At 70.1% G+C, this 19476-nt stretch carries 17 protein-coding genes and 1 pseudogene; 11 read left to right on the forward strand and 7 right to left on the reverse strand.

Annotation, left to right across the window (positions count from 1 at the left end; genetic code table 11):
- Nucleotides 1-153 precede the first annotated feature (153 nt).
- From ACZ4Z2_RS34145 to ACZ4Z2_RS34160, 4 genes are all read left to right on the forward strand, one after another.
- On the forward strand, nucleotides 154-3159 hold the full coding sequence (locus tag ACZ4Z2_RS34145; RefSeq protein WP_468081370.1) for a hybrid sensor histidine kinase/response regulator: 3006 nt from the start codon (nucleotides 154-156) through the stop codon (nucleotides 3157-3159).
- 270 nt (nucleotides 3160-3429) lie between these two features.
- Nucleotides 3430-5001 carry an ABC transporter permease subunit gene (locus tag ACZ4Z2_RS34150; protein WP_468081372.1) on the forward strand — a complete coding sequence of 524 codons (1572 nt, stop codon included), beginning with the start codon at nucleotides 3430-3432 and terminating at the stop codon, nucleotides 4999-5001.
- Entirely contained in the window at nucleotides 4998-5261 is a 264-nt protein-coding gene (locus ACZ4Z2_RS34155; RefSeq protein WP_468081373.1) for an ATP-binding cassette domain-containing protein, read from the forward strand. The genes ACZ4Z2_RS34150 and ACZ4Z2_RS34155 overlap by 4 nt, the downstream gene beginning before the upstream one ends.
- Nucleotides 5254-5526 carry a hypothetical protein gene (locus tag ACZ4Z2_RS34160; protein WP_468081375.1) on the forward strand — a complete coding sequence of 91 codons (273 nt, stop codon included), beginning with the start codon at nucleotides 5254-5256 and terminating at the stop codon, nucleotides 5524-5526. Before ACZ4Z2_RS34155 ends, ACZ4Z2_RS34160 begins: the two co-directional genes overlap by 8 nt.
- A gap of 56 nt (nucleotides 5527-5582) precedes the next feature.
- Here the strand turns inward: ACZ4Z2_RS34160 and ACZ4Z2_RS34165 are convergent, their stop codons facing one another.
- From ACZ4Z2_RS34165 to shiA, 3 genes are all read right to left on the reverse strand, one after another.
- Nucleotides 5583-7349 (reverse strand): TIM barrel protein, encoded by a 1767-nt coding sequence (locus ACZ4Z2_RS34165; protein ID WP_468081377.1) that lies wholly within the window; start codon nucleotides 7347-7349, stop codon nucleotides 5583-5585.
- The gene (locus tag ACZ4Z2_RS34170; RefSeq protein ID WP_468081378.1) at nucleotides 7342-8310 is read right to left on the reverse strand and encodes a zinc-dependent alcohol dehydrogenase; all 969 of its coding nucleotides are present in this window, start codon (nucleotides 8308-8310) and stop codon (nucleotides 7342-7344) included. Before ACZ4Z2_RS34170 ends, ACZ4Z2_RS34165 begins: the two co-directional genes overlap by 8 nt.
- 180 nt (nucleotides 8311-8490) lie before the next feature.
- A complete protein-coding gene (gene shiA / locus ACZ4Z2_RS34175) occupies nucleotides 8491-9858 on the reverse strand; it encodes a shikimate transporter (RefSeq protein WP_468081380.1) in 1368 nt (455 codons plus the stop codon).
- 384 nt (nucleotides 9859-10242) lie between these two features.
- Here shiA and ACZ4Z2_RS34180 point away from each other — a divergent pair, with 384 nt between their 5' ends.
- Nucleotides 10243-11043 (forward strand): IclR family transcriptional regulator, encoded by an 801-nt coding sequence (locus ACZ4Z2_RS34180; protein WP_468081382.1) that lies wholly within the window; start codon nucleotides 10243-10245, stop codon nucleotides 11041-11043.
- 510 nt (nucleotides 11044-11553) lie between these two features.
- Here the strand turns inward: ACZ4Z2_RS34180 and ACZ4Z2_RS34185 are convergent.
- Nucleotides 11554-11793, reverse strand: coding sequence for an SWIM zinc finger family protein (locus ACZ4Z2_RS34185; protein ID WP_468081397.1), 240 nt, complete (start codon nucleotides 11791-11793; stop codon nucleotides 11554-11556).
- 253 nt (nucleotides 11794-12046) lie between these two features.
- Between ACZ4Z2_RS34185 and ACZ4Z2_RS34190 the strand changes: the two genes are divergently transcribed.
- The 4 genes and pseudogenes from ACZ4Z2_RS34190 to ACZ4Z2_RS34205 all read left to right on the forward strand — a co-directional run bounded on the left by ACZ4Z2_RS34190 (nucleotide 12047) and on the right by ACZ4Z2_RS34205 (nucleotide 15076).
- Entirely contained in the window at nucleotides 12047-12307 is a 261-nt protein-coding gene (locus ACZ4Z2_RS34190) for a type II toxin-antitoxin system VapB family antitoxin (protein ID WP_468081383.1), read from the forward strand.
- Nucleotides 12304-12717 (forward strand): PIN domain-containing protein, encoded by a 414-nt coding sequence (locus tag ACZ4Z2_RS34195; protein ID WP_468081384.1) that lies wholly within the window; start codon nucleotides 12304-12306, stop codon nucleotides 12715-12717. Before ACZ4Z2_RS34190 ends, ACZ4Z2_RS34195 begins: the two co-directional genes overlap by 4 nt.
- A gap of 873 nt (nucleotides 12718-13590) precedes the next feature.
- Nucleotides 13591-14250, forward strand: a pseudogene (locus ACZ4Z2_RS34200) (class F sortase); the annotation flags it as partial.
- Between the two features lie 121 nt (nucleotides 14251-14371).
- Entirely contained in the window at nucleotides 14372-15076 is a 705-nt protein-coding gene (locus ACZ4Z2_RS34205) for a hypothetical protein (protein WP_468081385.1), read from the forward strand.
- Between the two features lie 68 nt (nucleotides 15077-15144).
- On the opposite strand, the gene ACZ4Z2_RS34210 is transcribed toward ACZ4Z2_RS34205, so the two are convergent.
- The gene (locus ACZ4Z2_RS34210; RefSeq protein ID WP_468081387.1) at nucleotides 15145-15609 is read right to left on the reverse strand and encodes a hypothetical protein; all 465 of its coding nucleotides are present in this window, start codon (nucleotides 15607-15609) and stop codon (nucleotides 15145-15147) included.
- Nucleotides 15610-15982: 373 nt separating this feature from the next.
- Between ACZ4Z2_RS34210 and ACZ4Z2_RS34215 the strand changes: the two genes are divergently transcribed.
- Nucleotides 15983-16252, forward strand: coding sequence for a type II toxin-antitoxin system Phd/YefM family antitoxin (locus ACZ4Z2_RS34215; RefSeq protein ID WP_468081389.1), 270 nt, complete (start codon nucleotides 15983-15985; stop codon nucleotides 16250-16252).
- Nucleotides 16242-16700, forward strand: coding sequence for a PIN domain-containing protein (locus ACZ4Z2_RS34220; protein WP_468081391.1), 459 nt, complete (start codon nucleotides 16242-16244; stop codon nucleotides 16698-16700). The genes ACZ4Z2_RS34215 and ACZ4Z2_RS34220 overlap by 11 nt, the downstream gene beginning before the upstream one ends.
- 918 nt (nucleotides 16701-17618) lie before the next feature.
- Here ACZ4Z2_RS34220 and ACZ4Z2_RS34225 read toward each other — a convergent pair.
- Nucleotides 17619-18827, reverse strand: a complete 1209-nt coding sequence (locus tag ACZ4Z2_RS34225) for a protein kinase domain-containing protein (protein WP_468081393.1) — start codon at nucleotides 18825-18827, stop codon at nucleotides 17619-17621.
- The gene (locus ACZ4Z2_RS34230) at nucleotides 18752-19165 is read right to left on the reverse strand and encodes a hypothetical protein (RefSeq protein ID WP_468081394.1); all 414 of its coding nucleotides are present in this window, start codon (nucleotides 19163-19165) and stop codon (nucleotides 18752-18754) included. Before ACZ4Z2_RS34230 ends, ACZ4Z2_RS34225 begins: the two co-directional genes overlap by 76 nt.
- Nucleotides 19166-19476: the final 311 nt, after the last annotated feature.

Below are 19476 nucleotides of genomic sequence, written 5' to 3' on the forward strand. Positions count from 1 at the left end.
GCGTCCGGGGCCTTTTGTGCCTTGTGCTCACGGCGTCGCGCCAATTGTTGACGGTCCCCATTAGCATCTGGCAACACTCGCCGCACGACCGCGGCGCAACCGTTAGGTCCACCCCTTCCGCCGGAGGTGAGCGCACTGGGATGGCGATCTGCCGTGCCCGGACGGCGCGCGCCCGCTCGGTCCGGTCGAAACGGTGACGGCGACCTGCGCTGGCTGTCGGCGGTGGCCCTGCTGTGGGTCCTGCTCGGCCTGCTCCCGCTCGGCCTCCTGACCTCGTCCAGCATCAGGCTGTCCGATCGGGCGGTACGCAGTGAGGTGCGCGACCGGGTCCAGACGACGGCCTCGGTGAGCCAGGTCGTGGTGGAGCAGCAGATCGGCTCACTGAAGCAGCTCGTCAGCGCGTACGCCGAACGACCGGGCGTCCGCTCCGCCGTCGCGCCTGGCTTCGGAAGCCCCAGGGCGGCCCTGGCCGACACCCTTCGGGAGCTGGCGCGGACGCGGGCCGGCATCAGCGGCGTGATCGTCACCCGTGCCGACGGGCGAGTGGTCGGCGCGCAACCGTCCAGCGAGCTGATGTCGGACGTGCGCGGCACCGACTGGTACCGCGCGGTCAGCAGTCGGAAGCAGGTGTATGTGTCCCAGGCGTACACGCCGGCCATGCCGGGCGTGTCGCGGGCCGTTGCCGTCGCGGCCCCGATCCGGGACACCCGCGGTCGGCAGGTCGGCGTCCTGGCCGCCGTCTACAGCCTGGACGCCGTCCAGACCTTCGCCTCGGAGGCGGCCGCGGCCCAGGGCATCCGACTGCTCATCACGGACCAGACCGGTGTCCTGGTGGCCGACCCGAGGGGCAAGCTGTACGCGCTCACCTCCCTGCGCGAGGATCCCCGGGTGGACGCGGCTCTGGCCGGCCGTACGCTCTTCACCACCCGGCGCGGTTTCGACGGGCTGGTGCTGTCGGCCTCCCGGCCCATTCCCGGCATCGGCTGGACGGTCACCGCGGAGGTGCCCGCCGACCAGGCGCTGGCCTCCGCCGCACGGCTGCGCGACCGGGTGCTGACCGTCGCGGCCCTGCTCGCCGCGGTGATCCTGGTCGGGCTCGCGTTCCAGATCCACACCAGCCGCGGCCGGCGGCGGGCGCAACGGACCCTGGCGCGGTATGCCCGGGCACTGGCCCGGGCCCGGGACGAGGCGGTGACCGCGTCAGCGGCGAAGTCGGAGTTCCTGGCCAAGGTCAGCCATGAGCTCCGCACACCGATCAACGGCGTCCTGGGGATGAACGCCCTGCTGCTCGACACCCGGCTGGACGACGAGCAGCGGCACTACGCGGGAACCGCCCAGGAGTCCGCGCAGAACCTCCTCCATCTGCTCGACGACTTCCTCGACCTGTCGAAGATCGAGGCCGGCCGGCTGCGCATCGAGGCGGTGCCCTTCGACCTGCCGCGGCTGTGCGACGAGGTGGTGGCGCCGTTCGCCCCGCTCGCCCACCGGCAGGGGCTGTGGCTGACACTGCGCCTCGCCGAGGACCTGCCCCAGCACGTCCTGGGTGATCCGGTACGGCTCCGGCAGGTGCTGACGAACATCCTCGGCAACGCCCTGAAGTTCACCTTCCAGGGCGGTATCGACCTGGAGGTCGCGCTGGAGGGGTCGTCCTCGGAGCCGGACGCCCCGCCTGCCGCCGGCTCGGCCGTCCTGCGGTTCACCGTCACCGACACGGGCATCGGGGTCGGTGACGAGGACCGTGAGCGCGTCTTCGAGACCTTCCGCCAGGTGGACTCTCCCATCACCCGCCGCACCGGCGGCAGCGGTCTGGGGCTCGCCATCAGCCGGCAGCTGGTCGAGCTGATGGGCGGCAGGATCGGGCTGGACAGCGTGAAGGGGGTCGGAAGCCGCTTCTGGGTGACCCTGCCGGTGCCCGTCCTCACCTGGACCGCCCCGGCCACCGGCCGGCTCGACGGCCGCCGTGCGATCGTCGCGGACGCGGACGACGAGAGCCGCGCCCTGGCCGACCGCATGCTGACCGGCGCGGGTCTGGTGGTGGACCAGGCGGCGGACGCGGCGGCTGCCCTGGCGGCACTGCGCACCGCGGCTGCCGACGGGGCACCCTACGACCTGGCCGTGATCGACCTGCGGTTGACGCTCGACGGGGACGGCTCGCTCGCCGAAGCCGTCCTTAACGACGTCCTGTTCGATGCCACCGGTGTCATCGTGCTGCTCAGCCCGGGACGCACCGGGGCCGCATGGCCGGCTGCCTCCCGTCCTCAGGAGCGGGCCGTCCAGTCGGTCACCCGCCCGGTGAGCCGCCGCCGACTGCTGGCGGCGGTCGAGAACACCCTTGGTGCGGAGAGCGGCCGGAGGGGCCACCCGGCCCTCCCCCAGCACGGCGCGCCGGCACCGGGGCACCAGTCGTCCCCCGCCGCGGAGACGACCGTTCGCATCCTGGTCGCCGAGGACGACGAGGTCAGCTCCGAGGTGGCCCAGCTGGTGCTGCGACGGGCCGGCCACCATGTCGACGTGGTCGGTGACGGTGAGCAGGCGGTGCGGTCCGCGCTCCACGGCGGGTACGACCTCGTCCTCATGGACTGCCAGCTCCCCGGGATGGACGGCCTCGCGGCCACCACCGAGATCCGGCGGCACCAGCCGGACGACGAACGCGCCGCGATCGTCGCCATGACGGCGGCGGCCATGCCGGACGACCGTGCCCGGTGTCTGGCGGCGGGCATGGACGACCATCTCACCAAACCCGTGGACTGGCAGCAGGTGCTCGCCCGGGTCCCCCTCTGGACGGGGACGCGCACCGGCGGGCCCACCGGGCCGGAGGAATCGGAGATCACCGCACAGCTGTCGGACCTGCCCCCGGAGGCGGTCGCCGAGATCGCCGACGCCTTCGCGACGACGGCCCCGGAGACGTTGCGGCGGCTCCGGGACGCCGTGGGCTCGGGGGACTTCCACACGGCGGGCATGGCGGCGCACCGCCTCAAGGGCAGCTGCGCCACCGTGGGAGCCGCCCGCGCCGCGGACCTGTGCCGACGCCTGGAACTGGCCGCGCACACTCGCTCCCCGATGTCGACCGACGACGAGGCCCTGGTACGCCTCGACCACGAGCTGCACCTGGCCGTCGACGAACTCCGGGGCCTGGCCGGGAGGGGCCGGGCCGGCTGAGTCCGCGTTCGGCCTGTTCCGCCACCCGCGGACCGAGATCCGTCGAGGCGGTCATGAGGCCGGTGTTGGCAGAGCCGTTCGCGTCTCACCGACTGCCCACCCGCGCGCAACCATGCAGCTCGGCCGGAACCGCCGCATGGACGTGCAGGCCCCCTACGCCGGTTCGGTGAACTGGTCGAACACCATCACCGCGGCCCGGGTGGCGAGGGACCAGCGGTCCTTGGCATCACCACACCCTCCGACCGCTTCGCCCTGGCCGGACTGGTCGTCGTGATCGCCCTGGCCCTCGGGGCGCTGTACCGGTGGAGCCGCTTCGGCCTGGCCACCCGCGCGGCCTCGGAGAACGAACAGGCCGCTCTGCTGGCGGGCCTGTCGCCCAACAGCGTCTCGATGGCCAACACGCTCCTTGCCGCCCTGGTCGCCGGGCTGCTCGGTGTCCTGGCCGCGCCCATCGTGCAGGTCGACTCCATGACGCTCCCCCTGCAGGTGGTCCCGGCCCTGGCCGCCGCCCTCTTCGCCGGGTTCACCTCGCTGTGGATCGCCTGCACCGCGGGCATCCTCATCGGAGTGCTCCAGTCGATCGTGTACTACCTCTCCACGCAGAGCTGGTTCCCGACCGACAACGGCAACGCCATGCCCGGCCTCCAGCAGCTCCTCGTCTTCGCCCTGATGGTCGTCGCCCTGTACGTGCGGGGTGCCGGTCTGCCGCGCCGCGGTGAACTCGTCGAACAGCGACTGCCCGCGATGCCCCTGCCCGAACGGCTGCTCCGTCCCGCCCTGATGGCCACCGCGGTCGCCGCGGCCGCACTGGTCGTGCTTCCGTTCGACTTCCGTCAGGCCCTCACGAACTCGTTGATCGGCATGGTCATCGTCCTGTCCTACGTCGTCATCACCGGCTGCGTCGGACAGATCTCCGTGATGCAGCTCGCGCTCTCCGGCACGGCGGGCTTCCTCCTCTCCCACCTCTCGGTCCGGTGGGGGATCCCGTTCCCGTTCTCCGCCCTCGGCGCGATGGTGCTGGCCACCCTGCTCGGAGTGGCCGCGGGCGTCTCCGCCCTGCGGGTGCGCGGCGTGAGCCTGGCCGTCGTCACCCTGGCCGCGGCCCTGGCCATGGAACAGGCGCTGTTCAACAACACCTCGTTCGGCGGAACGGCCGGAGTGTCCGTACCCCCGCCGCGCCTGTTCGGGATCGACCTCGGACCGAAAGCGGACTTCCGCGGCCTGGACGGCAGCGAACCCAGCCCCATGTTCGGCTTCCTCGTCCTGGCCGTCACCGTCGCCCTCGGACTGTACGTCGCCCACCTCAGGCGCACCGGACTCGGCCGGCGGATGCTCGCCGTCCGCTCCAACGAGCGCGCCGCCGCGGCAGCCGGAGTCGACGTACGGGCCGTGAAGATCGCCGCGTTCACCATCAGTTCCTTCATCGCCAGCGCCGCCGGCACCCTCTACGGCTACAACTTCGGCTCGGTCAGCGCCGCCCGGTTCACCGCGCTGGCCGCCCTCGGCCTGATCGGTTTCGCCTACATCGGCGGCATCACCATGGTGTCCGGTGCCGTGATCGCGGGACTGATGTCCACCGAGGCGCTGCTGCCCCACGCGCTGGACAAGTGGTTCGGGATCAAGGGGACGTGGGCCCTGCTCTTCGGCGGCGTCTCCCTGATCGTCACACTGATCGCCAACCCCGACGGCATCGCCGGCGCCGCCCACCGCCGGAGGACGGCGAGGAGGGCGAGACGCGCGGCGGCCACGACGGGACCACCGGCCGACCACGCGTCCGCCGTCGGTACCCCGCAGATCCACCTCGGCATCACCACTGCCGACGCCAAGGAGGTCGCACCGTGAACGTGCTCTCTGTCCAGCAGCTGGGCGTCAGCTACGGCGGCGTCCACGCGCTCAGCGATGTCTCCCTGGAGGTCGGCGAGGGCCAGCTCGTCGGGCTCATCGGCCCCAACGGGGCCGGCAAGACCACCTTCGTGGACGCGGTCACCGGTCTCGTCGCCGCCCGGGGAAGGGTGGAACTGGACGGCAAGGACCACTGGCCGTCGACGCCTACCTCGCCGACCCCATGTGCGGCTTCAGCCTCGACGCCCAGGCATGGCTGACATCACCGCCGCCTCGGCGTCACTCGCCGAGCCCAAGGGCATCCCCGCGGATCTGCCCGTCTGCGTCCTGGTCGGCGATCACGACCCGCTGAACGCCGGTCTCTCACTGAGCGACCTGCTTGTCGAACGCTACGGCGAGGCCGGCCTCGTCGACGTCACCTGTCTCAGTTATCCGGAAGCCCGCCACGAGCTGTTCCACGAGACCAACAAACAGGAGATCATCAACGACCTGCTGACCTGGCTGAACCGCGTCCTCGCCCGCTGACGGGTCGCGGGCCTCGGCAAGCCGCACCGGGGGATGGGACGCGAACCCCGCCGCCCTCAACCGCGTTGCGCGGAAAGACGGATGTAGGCGTTGGCGGCGCCGTAGCCGTCGTAGCCTCCACTGCGCTGGACGACTTCGAAGAAGACCCGTCCGACGGTCGTGGTGTAGAAGTGGCGGAACTCCCCGCCGTGTTCGTCGCGCTCGTAGAGGATGCCGAACTCCCGGTAGGCGGCCAGCTCTGCCGGGTCCAGGTCGTGGCGGGCGTCGAGATCGTCGTGATAGTTGGCGGGGATCGCCAGCGACTCGGCACCCGCCGCCCGGAACCGGCGGGCGACGGCCAGGATGTCGTCGGTGACGAACGCGATGTGCTGGGCCGGCTGGTCGTCGCCGTCGGAGGCGGGCGCCAGGTTGAGTACGAGACGCAGGCGGCCGTCGTCGGTGGAGAGCGCCCGGCTGCGCACCAGCCCGTAGGGGTCGGCCACCTCCACGCTCTCCTGCGGTCGCAGCCCGAGCACGCTGCGGTGGAAGAGGACCGCCTGGTCGAACTGGGCGCCGGTGTGGGTGAGCGACACGTGGTCGATGCCGAGCAGTGCGCCGGTCTCGCCGGTCCCCACCTCGCAAACCCCGGTCGCACGGTCGTCGGTGGCGCACAGGAACAGCTTCCTGCCGTCCGGGGCGCTGATGGCGTGGGAGGAGACGTCCCGCTCCCCGCGCCGCCGGGCCGGCACGGGCACCAGCAGCGACGCCGCGCGGTCGACGAGCGCGCCGGGGTCGGCGCTGCGCAGCCCGATGCCGGCCAGCGAAGTACCGTCGCGCCGGGTGGCGGAGCCGCTGTCGACCAGGACTCGGGCATCGTTCGACTCCCACAGCTCCGCCCGGTTTCCCGCCGCCTGCTTCCTGGTGCGTCTGAATCCGAGGGCGAACAGAGTCGCGGTCACGGGCTGTGGGTCCGGACTGGCGATTTCGGCGAAGGCGATCCCGGAGGGCTGCGTGACCGAGGCCGACGGCGCGCGGATGCCCGCGCTCTCCTCCAACGCGATCAGGGAGCGCAGGGCGTCGGTGGCGGTGGGGCCCGCTTCGGACTGACGGAAGACGTCGTTGAAGACCTCGAGGGACAGCGGGCCCCGGTAGCCGGCGTCGACCACGTGACGGACCAGGCCGGCCACATCGAGCCCGCCCTGGCCGGGGAAGCAGCGGTGGTGGCGGCTCCACTGCAGCACGTCCATGGCCAGGACAGGAGCATCGGCCAGCTGGAGGAAGAAGATCTTCTCCCCGGGAATCCGCTCGATGCCGGTGGGGTCCGAGCCACGGGAAAGGATGTGGAAACTGTCCAGGCAGACGCCGAGGGCCGGGTGGTCCGCCTGCTGGACGATGCGCCAGGCATGGTCATAGGTGCTGACATGCCGTCCCCAGGCGAGCGCCTCGTAGGCGACGCGGATGCCGTGTCCGTGGGCGTGTTCGGCCAGGAGGCGCAGGTGCTCGGCGGCGAGGGCGTCGTCGTCCACGGCGTGCCGGGAGACGTTGGAGCACACCAGCAGCAGTTCGGCGCCGAGCCGGCGCATGACCTCGAACTTGCGCTCGGCGCGGCGCAGATTGCGGGTGAACTCCTCGTCACAGACGGCCTCGATGTCGCGCATCGGCTGGTAGAGCTCGATGGCCAGTCCCAGGTCGGCGGCACGTTCGCGGACCTGTTCGGGGCTCAGCCGGCTGGCGAGCAGATCGTTCTCGAAGATCTCCACGCCGTGGAAACCCGCGCGGGCCGCGGCGGTGAGCTTCTCGCTCAGTGAGCCGCTCAGGCAGACGGTGGCGATGGACTTACGCATCCGCCCCTCCGAACCCTCCGACGCTGATCCAGGTCTTGCCGGCCCGCCGGCCCGCTCCGGCGAAGGCTTCCTGGGCCTGCTCCAGCGGGTACCGGCATTCGACGGCACGTCCGGGCCGGGCAGTGGCGAGTTCGGCCATGGCGTCGGCGAAGTCGTGGGGGTGGTCGTAGATCATGGAGCCCCTGATCACCAACTGGCGGCGGACCAGGTCGTCGGTGGTGAGGGGGAGCGGATCGGCGTTGAGGCCGACCAGCACCACGGTGGCGCCGGGCGCCGCCCGGTCCAGGGCGGGGCGCAGCGCGGGTGCGTGGCCGGACGTCTCGAAGACGAAGGTGAATCCGGTCCGTCCGTCGTCGGCGAGTGCGCCGAGACGCTGAGCACGGGCGGCGCGCTGCGGATGCGGCTCCACGACCACCGGCCGTGTGCCGAGGCGGGCGAGGATGAGGCAGACCAGCAGGCCCTGCGCCCCGGCTCCGACGACCAGGCAGCGGTCCCCCGCCGTGACCCCGCTGCGCCGTACGGCGGACCGGGCGACGGTGTACGGCTCGGCGCTGGCGAGGTCGGCGCCGGACAGGGCGTCGGGGACGGGGTGGGCGAAGTGCCCGGGGAGCGCGATCCGTTCGGCGAGGACGCCGGGGGCGTTGAGGCCGACGATGGTGCGGTGGGGGCAGGCGGAGGTCAGGCCGCGGAGACAGTCGACGCACTTCAGGCAGGCGTAGTTGGGCTCGACGACCACCGTCTGTCCGACCGTGCGGTCCCGCACCTCGGCCCCTGCGGCGACGATGCGGCCGAAGCCCTCGTGCCCCATCACCCAGGGCATCGCGGGGGGCCGGCGCTTGCCGTGGAAGACGGCGAGGTCGGTGCCGCACAGTCCGACTCCGCCCACCTCCACCACGACGTCGTACGGTCCGCAGGAGGGCTCCGGCCAGTCGTCGACCGTCTCTATACGACTGGTGCCCATGAGAACCGCTGCTCTCATCATCTTCTCCCTGATCCTCTCCCCCATGGTCCGCTCAATGGACCATACGATCCGAACAGCGGTTTTACCAGAGGGGTGTCCACGTCACGCAGCGGAAACAGCGCCGCCGTACGCCCCCGGCAAGGGACGTACGGCGGCTGCGATCGTCGGCCGACCCGTCCGTCAGACGGTCTCCGCCAGGGACTCCTTCGGGGCCGCGACGGGAGCCCGGTCCCGTCCGCCGCCCATGCGCAGGGCGACCAGGAGGGAGATGAGGCAGCCGAGGGTGAAGTAGCCGGCGACCAGGTACCAGCTGCCGTCCGCCCAGAGGACCAGGGAGCTGAGGACGAAGGGCGTGAAGCCGCCGCCGACGACACTGGCGAGCTGGTAGCCGACACCGGCGCCGCTGTAGCGGTACTCGGCGCCGAACATCTCCGTGAACAGGGACTGCTGCACGGCAACGGCCATGTCGTGGGCGCCGTTCACCAGCAGCACCGCGCACACGATGATCAGCACCATGGAGCCGGACTCCAGGGCCCAGAAGAAGGGGACGGAACCGGCGATGCCGAGGGCGGCACCCCACACGTAGACCGAACGGCGGCTGAAGCGGTCGGCGAGGTAGGCGAAGGCCGGGATCGTGAGGATCGCCAGCGCGCCCACCGCGAGGTTGACGTTGAGCAGGCTGTTGCGGTCCAGGCCGAACTCGGCCGTGCCGTAGCTGAGGGCGAAGTTGGTCACGCCGTAGAAGGTGAACAGCTCGACCATGCGCAGACCGACGATGGCGAAGAAGCCCTTGGGGTTGGACTTGAGCGCGGCGACCAGGGGCATGCTCGGCTTCTTGCCCTCGTCGAGCGTGGCGACCTCCTTGGTGAAGACCTCGGACTCCTCGACCTTGGCCCGGATGATCAGACCGATGATCACGATGACCGCGCTCACCAGGAAGGGAACGCGCCAGCCCCAGGTCCTGAAGGCGGCGTCCGACATCCCGCCGGAGGTGACCTTGGTGATCAACGTGGCGAGCAGCAGACCGACCGACGCACCGACCTGTACGCCGCTGCTGTACAGCGAACGCCACTTGGCGGGCGCGTTCTCCACGGCCATCAGGGCAGCCCCGCCCCACTCGCCGCCGACGGCGAAGCCCTGGGCCGCCCGCAGGACGACCAGGAGGAAGGGCGCCCACAGACCGGCCTGGGCGTGGGTGGGCAGCACGCCGATCAGAGTGGACGCCAGGCCCATGATCAGCATGGTCAGGACCAGCATCTTCTTGCGGCCGAGCCGGTCCCCGAAGTGCCCGAAGACGATGCCGCCCAGCGGACGGAACAGGAAGCCCACCCCGAACGTGGCCCAGGCGGCCAGGGTGCCCACGGCCGGGCTGACGTCGGGAAAGAACAGTTCGTTGAAGAGGAGGCCGGCGACTATGCCGTAGAGGAAGAAGTCGTACCAGTCGACGACCGCTCCCATGAAACTGGCCACGGCCGCTCGCTTCGCCGCACCGGGATTCGCGGTCCCGGCGCCTGCTGCCGGGCTGGGGATGCTGCTCAACTCACACACTCCATTGGATGCTGTGGTTCACCCGCCGGCCGAGGGGCGCGACAGGACGAGAGACGGGAGGACACAAGGACAGGCGGCTGCCGTGCGTACGGGTGTCGGGTCGAACGGCGGGTACTCCGGGGTGGGGAGCCCGCCAGGTCGGCCGACACCGGGCCTGCCTGACGTGACGGCGAGGTCCCGGACCATCCGGTCCGCTTAATGGATCGAACGGACCGATTGGCGGGAAGATACGGCCCTGGCCCCCCGCAGGCAAGAGTTACCGCAGGATTTCGAGCACGCTTCCGGTTCCTCCGTTCCACAGAACGGACTACCGTCAGAGATGAAGGCACGGCACCGGCGGGACCAGGTACGCTCCCGTGGGCGACCGACAGGGGAGGCTGAAGAGTGACGAGCAGCGACGCAGGGGCCGACCCGGAGAAGGAGCCGAACGGCACCGGGGTCCGTAGCGTGCGGCGCGCTCTGGACATTCTCGGTCTGCTCAGCGAGGAACGGCCGCTCATCACACTGCGTGAGATCACCGAAACCACCGGTCTGCCGAAGACCACGGTGCTGCGCCTCGTGCAGACACTGGAGGAGTGCGGCCTGCTGTGGTCGGACGGCGGCGGTTACATCGCCGGCCCCGGCCTGTGGCACTGGGCCTACCTGGCCCGGGGCCAGTGGGAGATCCCCCGCGCCACCCGCAAGGTCATGCGCGACCTGGCGGACCGGCTGGGCGAGACGGTCAACATCTTTGCCCCCCGCGACCTGTACCGCGTCTGCGTGGCCCACGAGGAGAGCCCCCACCCGCTGCGCCATGTCGTCGACGTGGGCGACGAGCAGCCGCTGTGGGCGGGCGCATCCTCGAAGATCCTGCTGCGCGACGCCCCCGACACCCTGCTGCGCCGACTCGCGCTCGCCTCCTCCCACGACGAGACGTACGCGGACCGGCTGCGCGCCTCGGCGCAGGAAGCCGCGCGGCGGGGCTACGCGGTCAGCAACAGCGAGTGGGACGAGGGTCTCACCGCCGTCGCCGTCCCGATCACCGGCGCCTCCGGCGCCGTCATCGCCTCACTGTCCGTCAGCGGACCCAACCACCGCTTCCCCTATGAGGCCATCGAACGCTTCGCCGCCGAACTGACGGACGCGGCCCGCCTCATCTCCGACCAGGGCTTCAGCGGCCCTCTTGCAGGACCGCGAAGAACGTAACGGGGGCGGTGGGGTCAGCTCGGGGAAGATTCCCGACGCGCACCGGCACGGCACCAACGTCCTGGTCCGCACTGACAGCGCCGGATCCGCGAAAGCCGTCCTCGACACGATCGTGGTCGGCGTGGACGACCGTACGCCGATCGCGGCGGCCAAACCGTCTCTCCGCTGCCCGCGGCACAAGTTGTGGAGCGGGTTCCTTGATCGTTTCAGACCCACGCACGAGGCGGAGATCGCTGCTTTCGTGGCGGTCGTGCGAGGCGAGCGGGCCACACCTGCGACGGGCGTGAGGCGTTGGAATCGCTGCGGTCGCTGAGGCCCTCGAGTTGTCGCGCCGGGAACGGCGGCCTGTGGTTCTCGGGGAAGCTTCGGAGGACTGAGCGGGGATGCGCCACATCGACCCCGGCGCCCGACCACTGCTGGTGGCCCCTTGGTCTACCGGGACCGGCCGGCGTGCCGGTGCGTCCTGGCCGACATCCTGCGGCTCGGCGACTTCCGATTCCCTGCGCCCCATCAGCGTCCCAGCATCCGCCCTCGCCCACCGAACAGACCGTCGACTCCAGCCCTCGAAAGCAACCGCACGATGCATAGCCGAAGGCCAACGAAGCGCCCAAGTGCGGACACCGCATCGCCGATGAACTCTGATCGTCTTCGCCGCCGCAACACAGCCAACACGACCGCCACACAGTGCTTGCACAAGTTACCCTCCTGCCAGTACGGGCAATCGCACCATCCCATCGGCGACGGCACCATGACCTGGCTCGACACCCCGCCAGACGTCCTCGCCAGACGGATTACTGGAACCCGACCGCGCGGTCCGGCTCAAGAAAGTAGCGGCCTCCACCTGGAGCACCCCCTCAAGCCGCCAGGGCCTGTCCGGTATCCACTCCCCGCCGATCGGCCAGGCCCTGGACCACACAGCTCCGCGACCGCAACCAACGTGAAGATACAAAAGATCTTGTATCTTGATATGCTCCTCCTGATACACCCAGCGGAGGAGGTCACCATGAGTCGAACGGTCATCGATCTCGACGACGATGCACTGGAAGCAGCCGCCAGGGAGCTCGGCACCTCTACCAAACGCGACACCATCAACACCGCGCTGCGGGAAGTCACGGCCCGCTACCGGCGCCTCCGGGCACTCGACGAGGCCCGCGAACTGGTGGCCGAGGGCGCTCTGGACATCGACCTGCTGCTGGACAAGCGCGCATACCGCCCCACGAGCACGGACGCGGCCCGCGATGACCGCGGCGGAGCGGACGCGTGACCGTCGCCGACTACCTCATCGACACCTCCGCTCTCGCCCGCGTCCTGCTCCGCCAGAACACCGTCGAATGGGACGACAGGATCGCCGCCGGCCTCGTCGCGATCTGCGACCTCACCGAACTGGAAGTCCTCTACTCGGCACGTTCCGCCACGGACCGCACCCGTTTGAAGGCTGCACTCGACGCCGCCTACGCCTGGTGCCCCATGCCAGACGGCGTCTACCGCCGCGCCCGCATAGTCCAGGAACAACTGACCGCCAAGGGAGAACACCGCAGCGCGGGCCCCGTCGACCTCCTGGTGGCCTCAGCCGCGGAAGAAGCGGAACTCACCCTCCTCCACTACGACCGCGACTTCGAAACCATCGCCCGCACGACAGGGCAGCCGGTCCGCATGATCGACCTCAGGCAGTAGAGCGCACCGCACCGACGAACACCGAGCTTCCGACCGACCCGGCCGCCTGAGGTCAGTCCGCGGCGGCCTGGGCCGTCTCCCGACACCCAGGGTCACCGGGCACCACCTTCGAATCCTCGCGTCCAGCCAGCGTCCAGAATTCGACGTTCAGACGCTTGCACAGCAGCCCACCCACGACGCCATCCCTCAGCCAGTGGCTGATACGTCTGCTCAGGTCAGAGCGATCCCAACGCAACGCTCGGACCCGGAGTTGAACTCAAGAGCAGCGGATTCAACCCCGGGCCCAACACCCTGAATCCGCACCTTCTCCGAAACACGCTCATATACGGATGGCCCGCCGGAAGCAGACTTTCCGGCGGGCCATCCGTACGAGCCCGCACGGCCATGGCCGCCACCTCGGCCGCCGCCGTCATCCTGGCCGGCATCGGCTGGTGGGTACACCACGACGTCTACCGCGCGAGCACAGGAACCGCCCAAGGACAGACGCAGAAACAGTTCCTGGCTCTCGTCGATCAGCTGGAGAAGGGTGCGGTTCCCGCTCGCCGAAGCACCGTGCCGTACGAGATCGTCGCGACCGGCCGACGCGCCGCCGTCGCCTACGGCGGAGGCATGGAGGAGTTCGATCCCGGCACCCGCCACGTGCTGCCCGCCCCACCGAAGGCCGAGTTGCCCGCCCCACCGGACGAAGGGCGAACTGGGGCTATACGACCCGTCCCGTGCGCCTGCCGGCGTGCCCCGGCTCCGTGCCCGGGGACCGGTTCGGCAAGGACGGCGGAACCTACCAGGTCATGTACGACGATGTCAGGGCCGATGATCTGAGCAGCGGCAGGGTCGCCGCTCTGGGTGTCGCCGCCGACGCCCAGCTGCGGGTCTATGTGGTGGTGCTCCCGCACGCAGCCGAGGACATCGCCGGGACCATCACCGAGGCCACTGACCGCCTGCTGCTGCGGGCCGCTCGTCAGCCTCGTACTGATCGCCGCCGTCGCCTACTTCGCCGTCCGTATCGCGCTGCGACCGGTCGAAGCCATCCGCGTCCTCACCGCCTCGGTCACTGCCTCGACCCGGTATCCCTCTGTGCCGCCCCTGCCCCCATCGACTCCAGTCCGGCTGCGCATTCCCGCCATCGGCGTGAATGCCCCAATGACGGAACTGAGCCTCGACGACACAGGAGCACTGCGCCCACCATCGGCCAATATGCCCGGCTTTGCCGGGTGGTATGGCGCCGGTACACCTCCTGGCTCAGTCGGCACAGCCGTCACTACGGGACACGTGGACACGCCGCAAGGCCCCGGAGTCTTCCACCGCCTCGGAGAACTAGCCAAGGGCGACACCATCGAGATCATCAGGTCTGACCGGCGGACAGCCGTCTTCACGGTCGACGCTGTGGAGCTCTACGACAAGAAGGCGTTTCCGGATGAGGAGGTCTACGGCAGTTCCCACCGGCCCGAACTGCGCGTCATCACCTGTGGGGGTCCATACGTCGAAGAAACCGGCTACCAGGGAAATGTCGTGGTCTTTGCGACGCTGACCGCGGCGGAGAACGATGGCAGTGCCGCTGGGCAGGCCGAGGTGCGTCCTCGCCTGCCTCCGACTCCGGGAACGCCTTCGCGTTGAGCTCGCGCATCGCGCGGGTCTGCCGCCGCACCGCTTGGGCGTGCTCGGTATCGCACGGGTGCAGGATGCGCAGGTCAGCGGTCATCATGCGGCGGCCGACCGGGCGGGTGCAGTCGTCGACGACCGCCTGCAAGATCTGTTCGTCCAGGCCGGGCCAGTGAGGTCGGCTGCGCAGGTCGTAGAAGAGGTGGCGGCTTGTCAGGCGTGGTCCTGGAGAGTGACTTGGCAGCCGTCGGGGTCGGCAAAGGTGAATCCCGGTGGCTGTTGGCAAGAAGGTCAGCAAGGGCACCCGTCGCAGGTACGAAGGCCACATCCGCCACCGCCTTCGCCCCCGCAGCGGACGCTCGGCCTCGACCGGCACCACGTCGCCGCTTTGTCGGAGATGTTCCATGCCATCACCGACGACTGGCGGGCGGCGGGATGTGGGGAGACCGACCAGGCCTTCCTCCAGTTCGTCCAGAGCGCGCCGGGCCGCGGCGATGCGCTCGCGCAGCTCCTGTTCGGGGGCGTGCTGTGTCCCGGTGTGCTCGTCTTGTTCGCGTTCCATTTCACGGGCTTCGTCGAGGGAACTGATGACGACGCCGATGAGGACGTTGACGAGGAGCGCTCCAGCTCGGAGGTGGGTTTCGATCCCGTCCGCAGCGGATTGCCCTTCCCATGCGCTGAGGCTCCGCCTCGACGATCGAGGCGGAGCCTCAGCGTCCCTGTCGAAGGGCAGGGGCAGACCCGGCCTCACGGCCTGTGAGGCACCGTCGGGGATGTCGGCGACCGCTTCGGCGGCGGTGTCGCGGACTTTGTTCACGTGCAGCCTTTTCAGGCGGTGATGGGGCAACGCGCGCTTCGTGAGGTAGGCCGATGCCGTTCAGACCTGGGTGTGCAGGGGCCCGAGTTGTAGGTGATCGCGTCGGTGAATGCCTGGGGCAGGTCGAAGGGGTGGCCCGTGGTGTCGGCGTAGGCGCGGTGCAGGTTGAGGACGATGCGTTCCGCGCCGGGCAGGTCGGCGAATGGGCCGAGGCAGCAGGTGCGCGCCGCTTGCAGGGGTGTGAGGCCGTCGCGCAGGCCGGCCTGGGCGGTGGTGTGTACGAGTCGGTAGTACGCGCGGTGCTGGTCGAGCACCGCCGGCAGGGTGTGTGTGTCGATGACGGGGCCGTGGCCCGGTACCACGTGTTCGGGTGCGAAGGAGGCGATCCAGTCCAGGGAGCGCAGGGCGCCGTCCAGGGAGCCCATGAACACCAGCGGGGTGACGCGGTGGAAGAGCAGGTCCCCGGCGAACAGCACGCGTTGACCGCGGTGCCCCGCGATGCGTAGGCGATCATCTGGGCGTAGCTGAGGGCCATGTTGCTCCATATGTCCTCGCCGACGACGGTGCCCTTGACGGCCGCCGTCATCCGCAGGCCGTAGGCGTTGCCCGCGCGGTGGGGCTCCGGTCAGTCCCCCTCTCCCCTTCTGCCGTCACCTGCGGCCCCGCGCCCAGATGTCCGCCGATCGGACAGCTCGCTCGGTGGTCAGATACCGAATAGCCCTGCACGCCGAGGCCGTCGGCCGCTTCTACCCCCACCCGGAATGCGGGCGCGAGATCCGCCGACCTCGATGGGACACCCGGTGTGCTACGGAGTAGCACCTGATAGCACGCGATGGCTACCCTGGACGTATGACCGCCCAACCCGAGATCACCCAGCGCGACCTGCGCACCAAGTCCAAAGAGATCATGGACGCGGTCCAGAGCGGCCAGTCCTTCACCGTCACCCGCGACGGCCACCGCATCGGCGAGCTCATCCCCCTGCGCCGCCGACGACGCTTCGTCCCCCGCGGCGAGTTCGCCGCCATGTCCCGCAGCGCCCCCGACATCCCCCTGGCCGCTTTCCGCGCCGACCAGGACGCCACCGCTGAGCAGGGCATGGACGATCCCTATGCCCGGTGAGCACCAGCAGGGTCTTCTCGACACCAACATCATGATCCTGCGCAAGTGGATCAACCCAGAGGAGCTGCCCGCCGAGATGGCCATCAGCGCCATCACCCTCGCCGAGCTCTCCGCCGGACCCCACCAGGTGCGCAGCAACGCCGAACAGGACGACTACGACGAACACGCCGAACGCGCTCGACGCACCGACATCCTCCAGCGCGCCGAGAACGAGTTCGACCCCATCCCCTTCGACTCCGAAGCCGCCCGCATCTACGGTCGCGTCTGCGCCGCCGTCGTCAGCACCGGCCGCCAACCTCGCCGACGCATCGCCGACCTGATGATCGCCTCGATCGCCATCGCCGAAGATCTCCCTCTGTTCACCACCAACCCTGACGACTTCAAGGGCCTGGACGATCTCCTCACCGTCGTCCCCGTAACCCGACCGAAGGTGCTCCACGACCGGTAGAGGCAGACGGGAGCCGTGTGTTCGCTCGGAACATCACGACCAGCAACCATCGCTTTCGCAGGTCTGGGTGAGCGCCGCGGGCATGCCCAAGGTCCACCAGAGGGCTCCTCACTCCGACCGGCCACAGCCTGGTGGAGTCGGCCGAGGCGGCCGCGCAGCCACCCTTCGTCATACCTGCGTCCTCACAGCGTCCTCAATTTCGCCTCCGGCTCCCCCACGGAGGCCGTCGCGCGACTCAACCACACCATGGTCCGACGCATTCACGCAGGTCAGCGCAGTGTCGAACTATCGCCGACGCAGGAACTCTGAACTCATGGGCGGCGCATGCAATCCGTTGAGCCCAAGTTGGGGTTTCGGCGTCCCGGAGGGGACGTTTCTGCAGGTCGAAGACCTGCACTGGTGGGGCGGGTGGGACTCGAACCCACGGCCACTCAGCAGCAACCCCGAACTGGTCCACAGCGGGCCCCGTTCGTCCGTCAGCGGCTGCGTCCGCTGGCCGACCCCGCATCGAGCACGGAGGTCCGGTCCTGGTGTCGCTGAGGGAGCTCGCCCGGGCCGGGACGCTGGTTCCGGTGATCAACCGGCGTACACGTTCTTCAACGCCTTGACCGGGCGGACTGCTCCGTTGTCGTCCCCTGGCGGTCCTTGCGTCGATCCCGTGCTCTTTCACCCGGTTCCGCGGAGCGGGGGAGGCGGCTGATGCCGTGGCTGCGTACGCCGGAACACTGGAGGTCATCCTGCGCGAGCTGGGCCTGTGCCCTCAGCTTGATCCGTGACCCCGTCCGCCGCCGGTCCTGCTGATCCTGGTTCATTCATGAGACCGCACGAGGGCCGTTCTTCACACCTCGTGCTGCTGGCTCGGTCTTTGGAGGCCCCGAGTAGAGGTCCACGCCTGGTGAGCCGTCCGGGCCCCGGCACTCAGCGACCCAGCACCGTCACCAGATCGGCATCGGGGCGATAACGGGCCGGGGCATGGGCGAGCAGGGCCTCGTGGAGCCGGCCGATCTCACGGCGGGCGGTTTCGAGCTCCGAATAGGTCATGGTCAAGGTCGCGGCGACGGCCCTTCCGGTGCCGTTCAGTGCGCTGTGCGCCGTCCGCAGGGCGTTCAGCTCGGCATCCGGCAGCCGGACCGTGAAGACCGGGGGCACCTGCCACTGCGCACCCGGTGGCGGCGTGGCCACGACACGAACGGCGAAGTACTTCCCCGCTCCCCGGAAGGAGACGGGCGTCAGGGTGACGCAGGCGACGGTGTCCCAGCGGCCGCGCCAGACGTCGACGCCCCGCAGACCCCCGTTCCGAAACGTCAGACCGTCCGCTCCCACCTCGACCGACCCCTGGGTCGGGCGCCGCAGCATGTTGAGACCCCACCACAGGGACACCAGCCCGAAGAGCAGCAAGGGCACCAGCAGCGCGTAGCTCCAGCCGCCCGCCAGCCGCGGCACGAACAAGAAGGCGACGACGGTAAGCACGCCGATGGTGGCACGGCCAAAGCCGCGCTTGCGGAAGTACGTGGAGTACTTCACTCGTACCGGCGCGGCGATCGGGTTCCCCGGCTCGGGCACCACTCGCGTCGCCGTCCCGGGCATCGGGCCCCGTGCCGTCGTCGCCGCGGTCGTGTTCCGTACGGCCGTCAACCTTCTCGTCGGGGCAGGGGGGTACTCCCCCTCGCTCAGCCAGTCCAGCAACTCCCCTGCGGTGGGCCGGCCCTCCGGGCTCTTGGCCAGGCGCTCCCCCACCACGTCCCGCAGCAGCCCAGCGGGCACCGCGTCCAGCCGGGGCTCGTCGTGCACGACCCGGTAGAGGAGCGCCGGCACCGATCCCTCCCCGAAGGGAGCCACTCCGGTCGCCGCGTACACGAGGATCGAGCCAAGGGAGAAGATGTCGCTCAACTCGTCGACCCGGTCACCGCCTGCCTGCTCAGGGGACATGAAGCCGGGCGTACCGATCACGAGGCCCGTGGAGGTGAGGGGCGGTCCGCCTTCCAGGGCCTTGGCTATACCGAAGTCGATGACGCGAGGGCCGTCGTCCGTGACGAGGACGTTGGAGGGTTTCAGATCGCGGTGGACGAGCCCGACCCGGTGGATCGACTGGAGCGCCTCGGCCAGTCCGACGGCGAGCTGCAGCACGTCCGGTTCCGCGAGCGGGCCGTCGCGGCTGACCAGTTAGCCAAGTCGGGCGCGTCGACGTAGTCGCTGGCCACCCACGGCACGTCCGCGTCCGGGTCCGCGTCCACGACCGACGCCGTCCAGAAGCCGCCGACCCGCTTCGCGGCCTCGACCTCGCGCCGGAAGCGTTGCCGGAATTGGGGATCCCCCGCGATCTCGGCCCGTACGGTCTTCACGGCGACACGTCGTCCTCCCGGCGACCGGCCGAGGAAGACCTGCCCCATGCCGCCCTCTCCGAGTCTGGCGGTCAGCTGGAACGGGCCGAGTGTCCGGGGATCCCCCGGCACCAAATCCGGCATGTCCTCCCCCTGTTTTCCACTAGTCGCTCCACGGAAGGGTCAATGTAGCGCCTGCCGAGGAAGCGGCCGACCACTTCTTGGCCTGCGCCGCTGTTCCCCGCCCATCTGATCCGCCCGTCGCCTCCCCCACGGGCCGTCCTGCCAAGGTCCGTGAGGCCGAACTGCTCGGTGCCCTCGCCCGCGTCGCCCTGTCCCCGCTAGGCCCTGTCGTCAAAATCCCGCCGTCGCCCGGAGGGCGGCCCCGCGGCGTCAGGTGCGTGCTCTCGGCGTGCCGGGCCCTGACCCGTGTACTGGACGTACTCGGGTCAGGG

The organism is Streptomyces sp. NPDC030183, assembly GCF_055573455.1.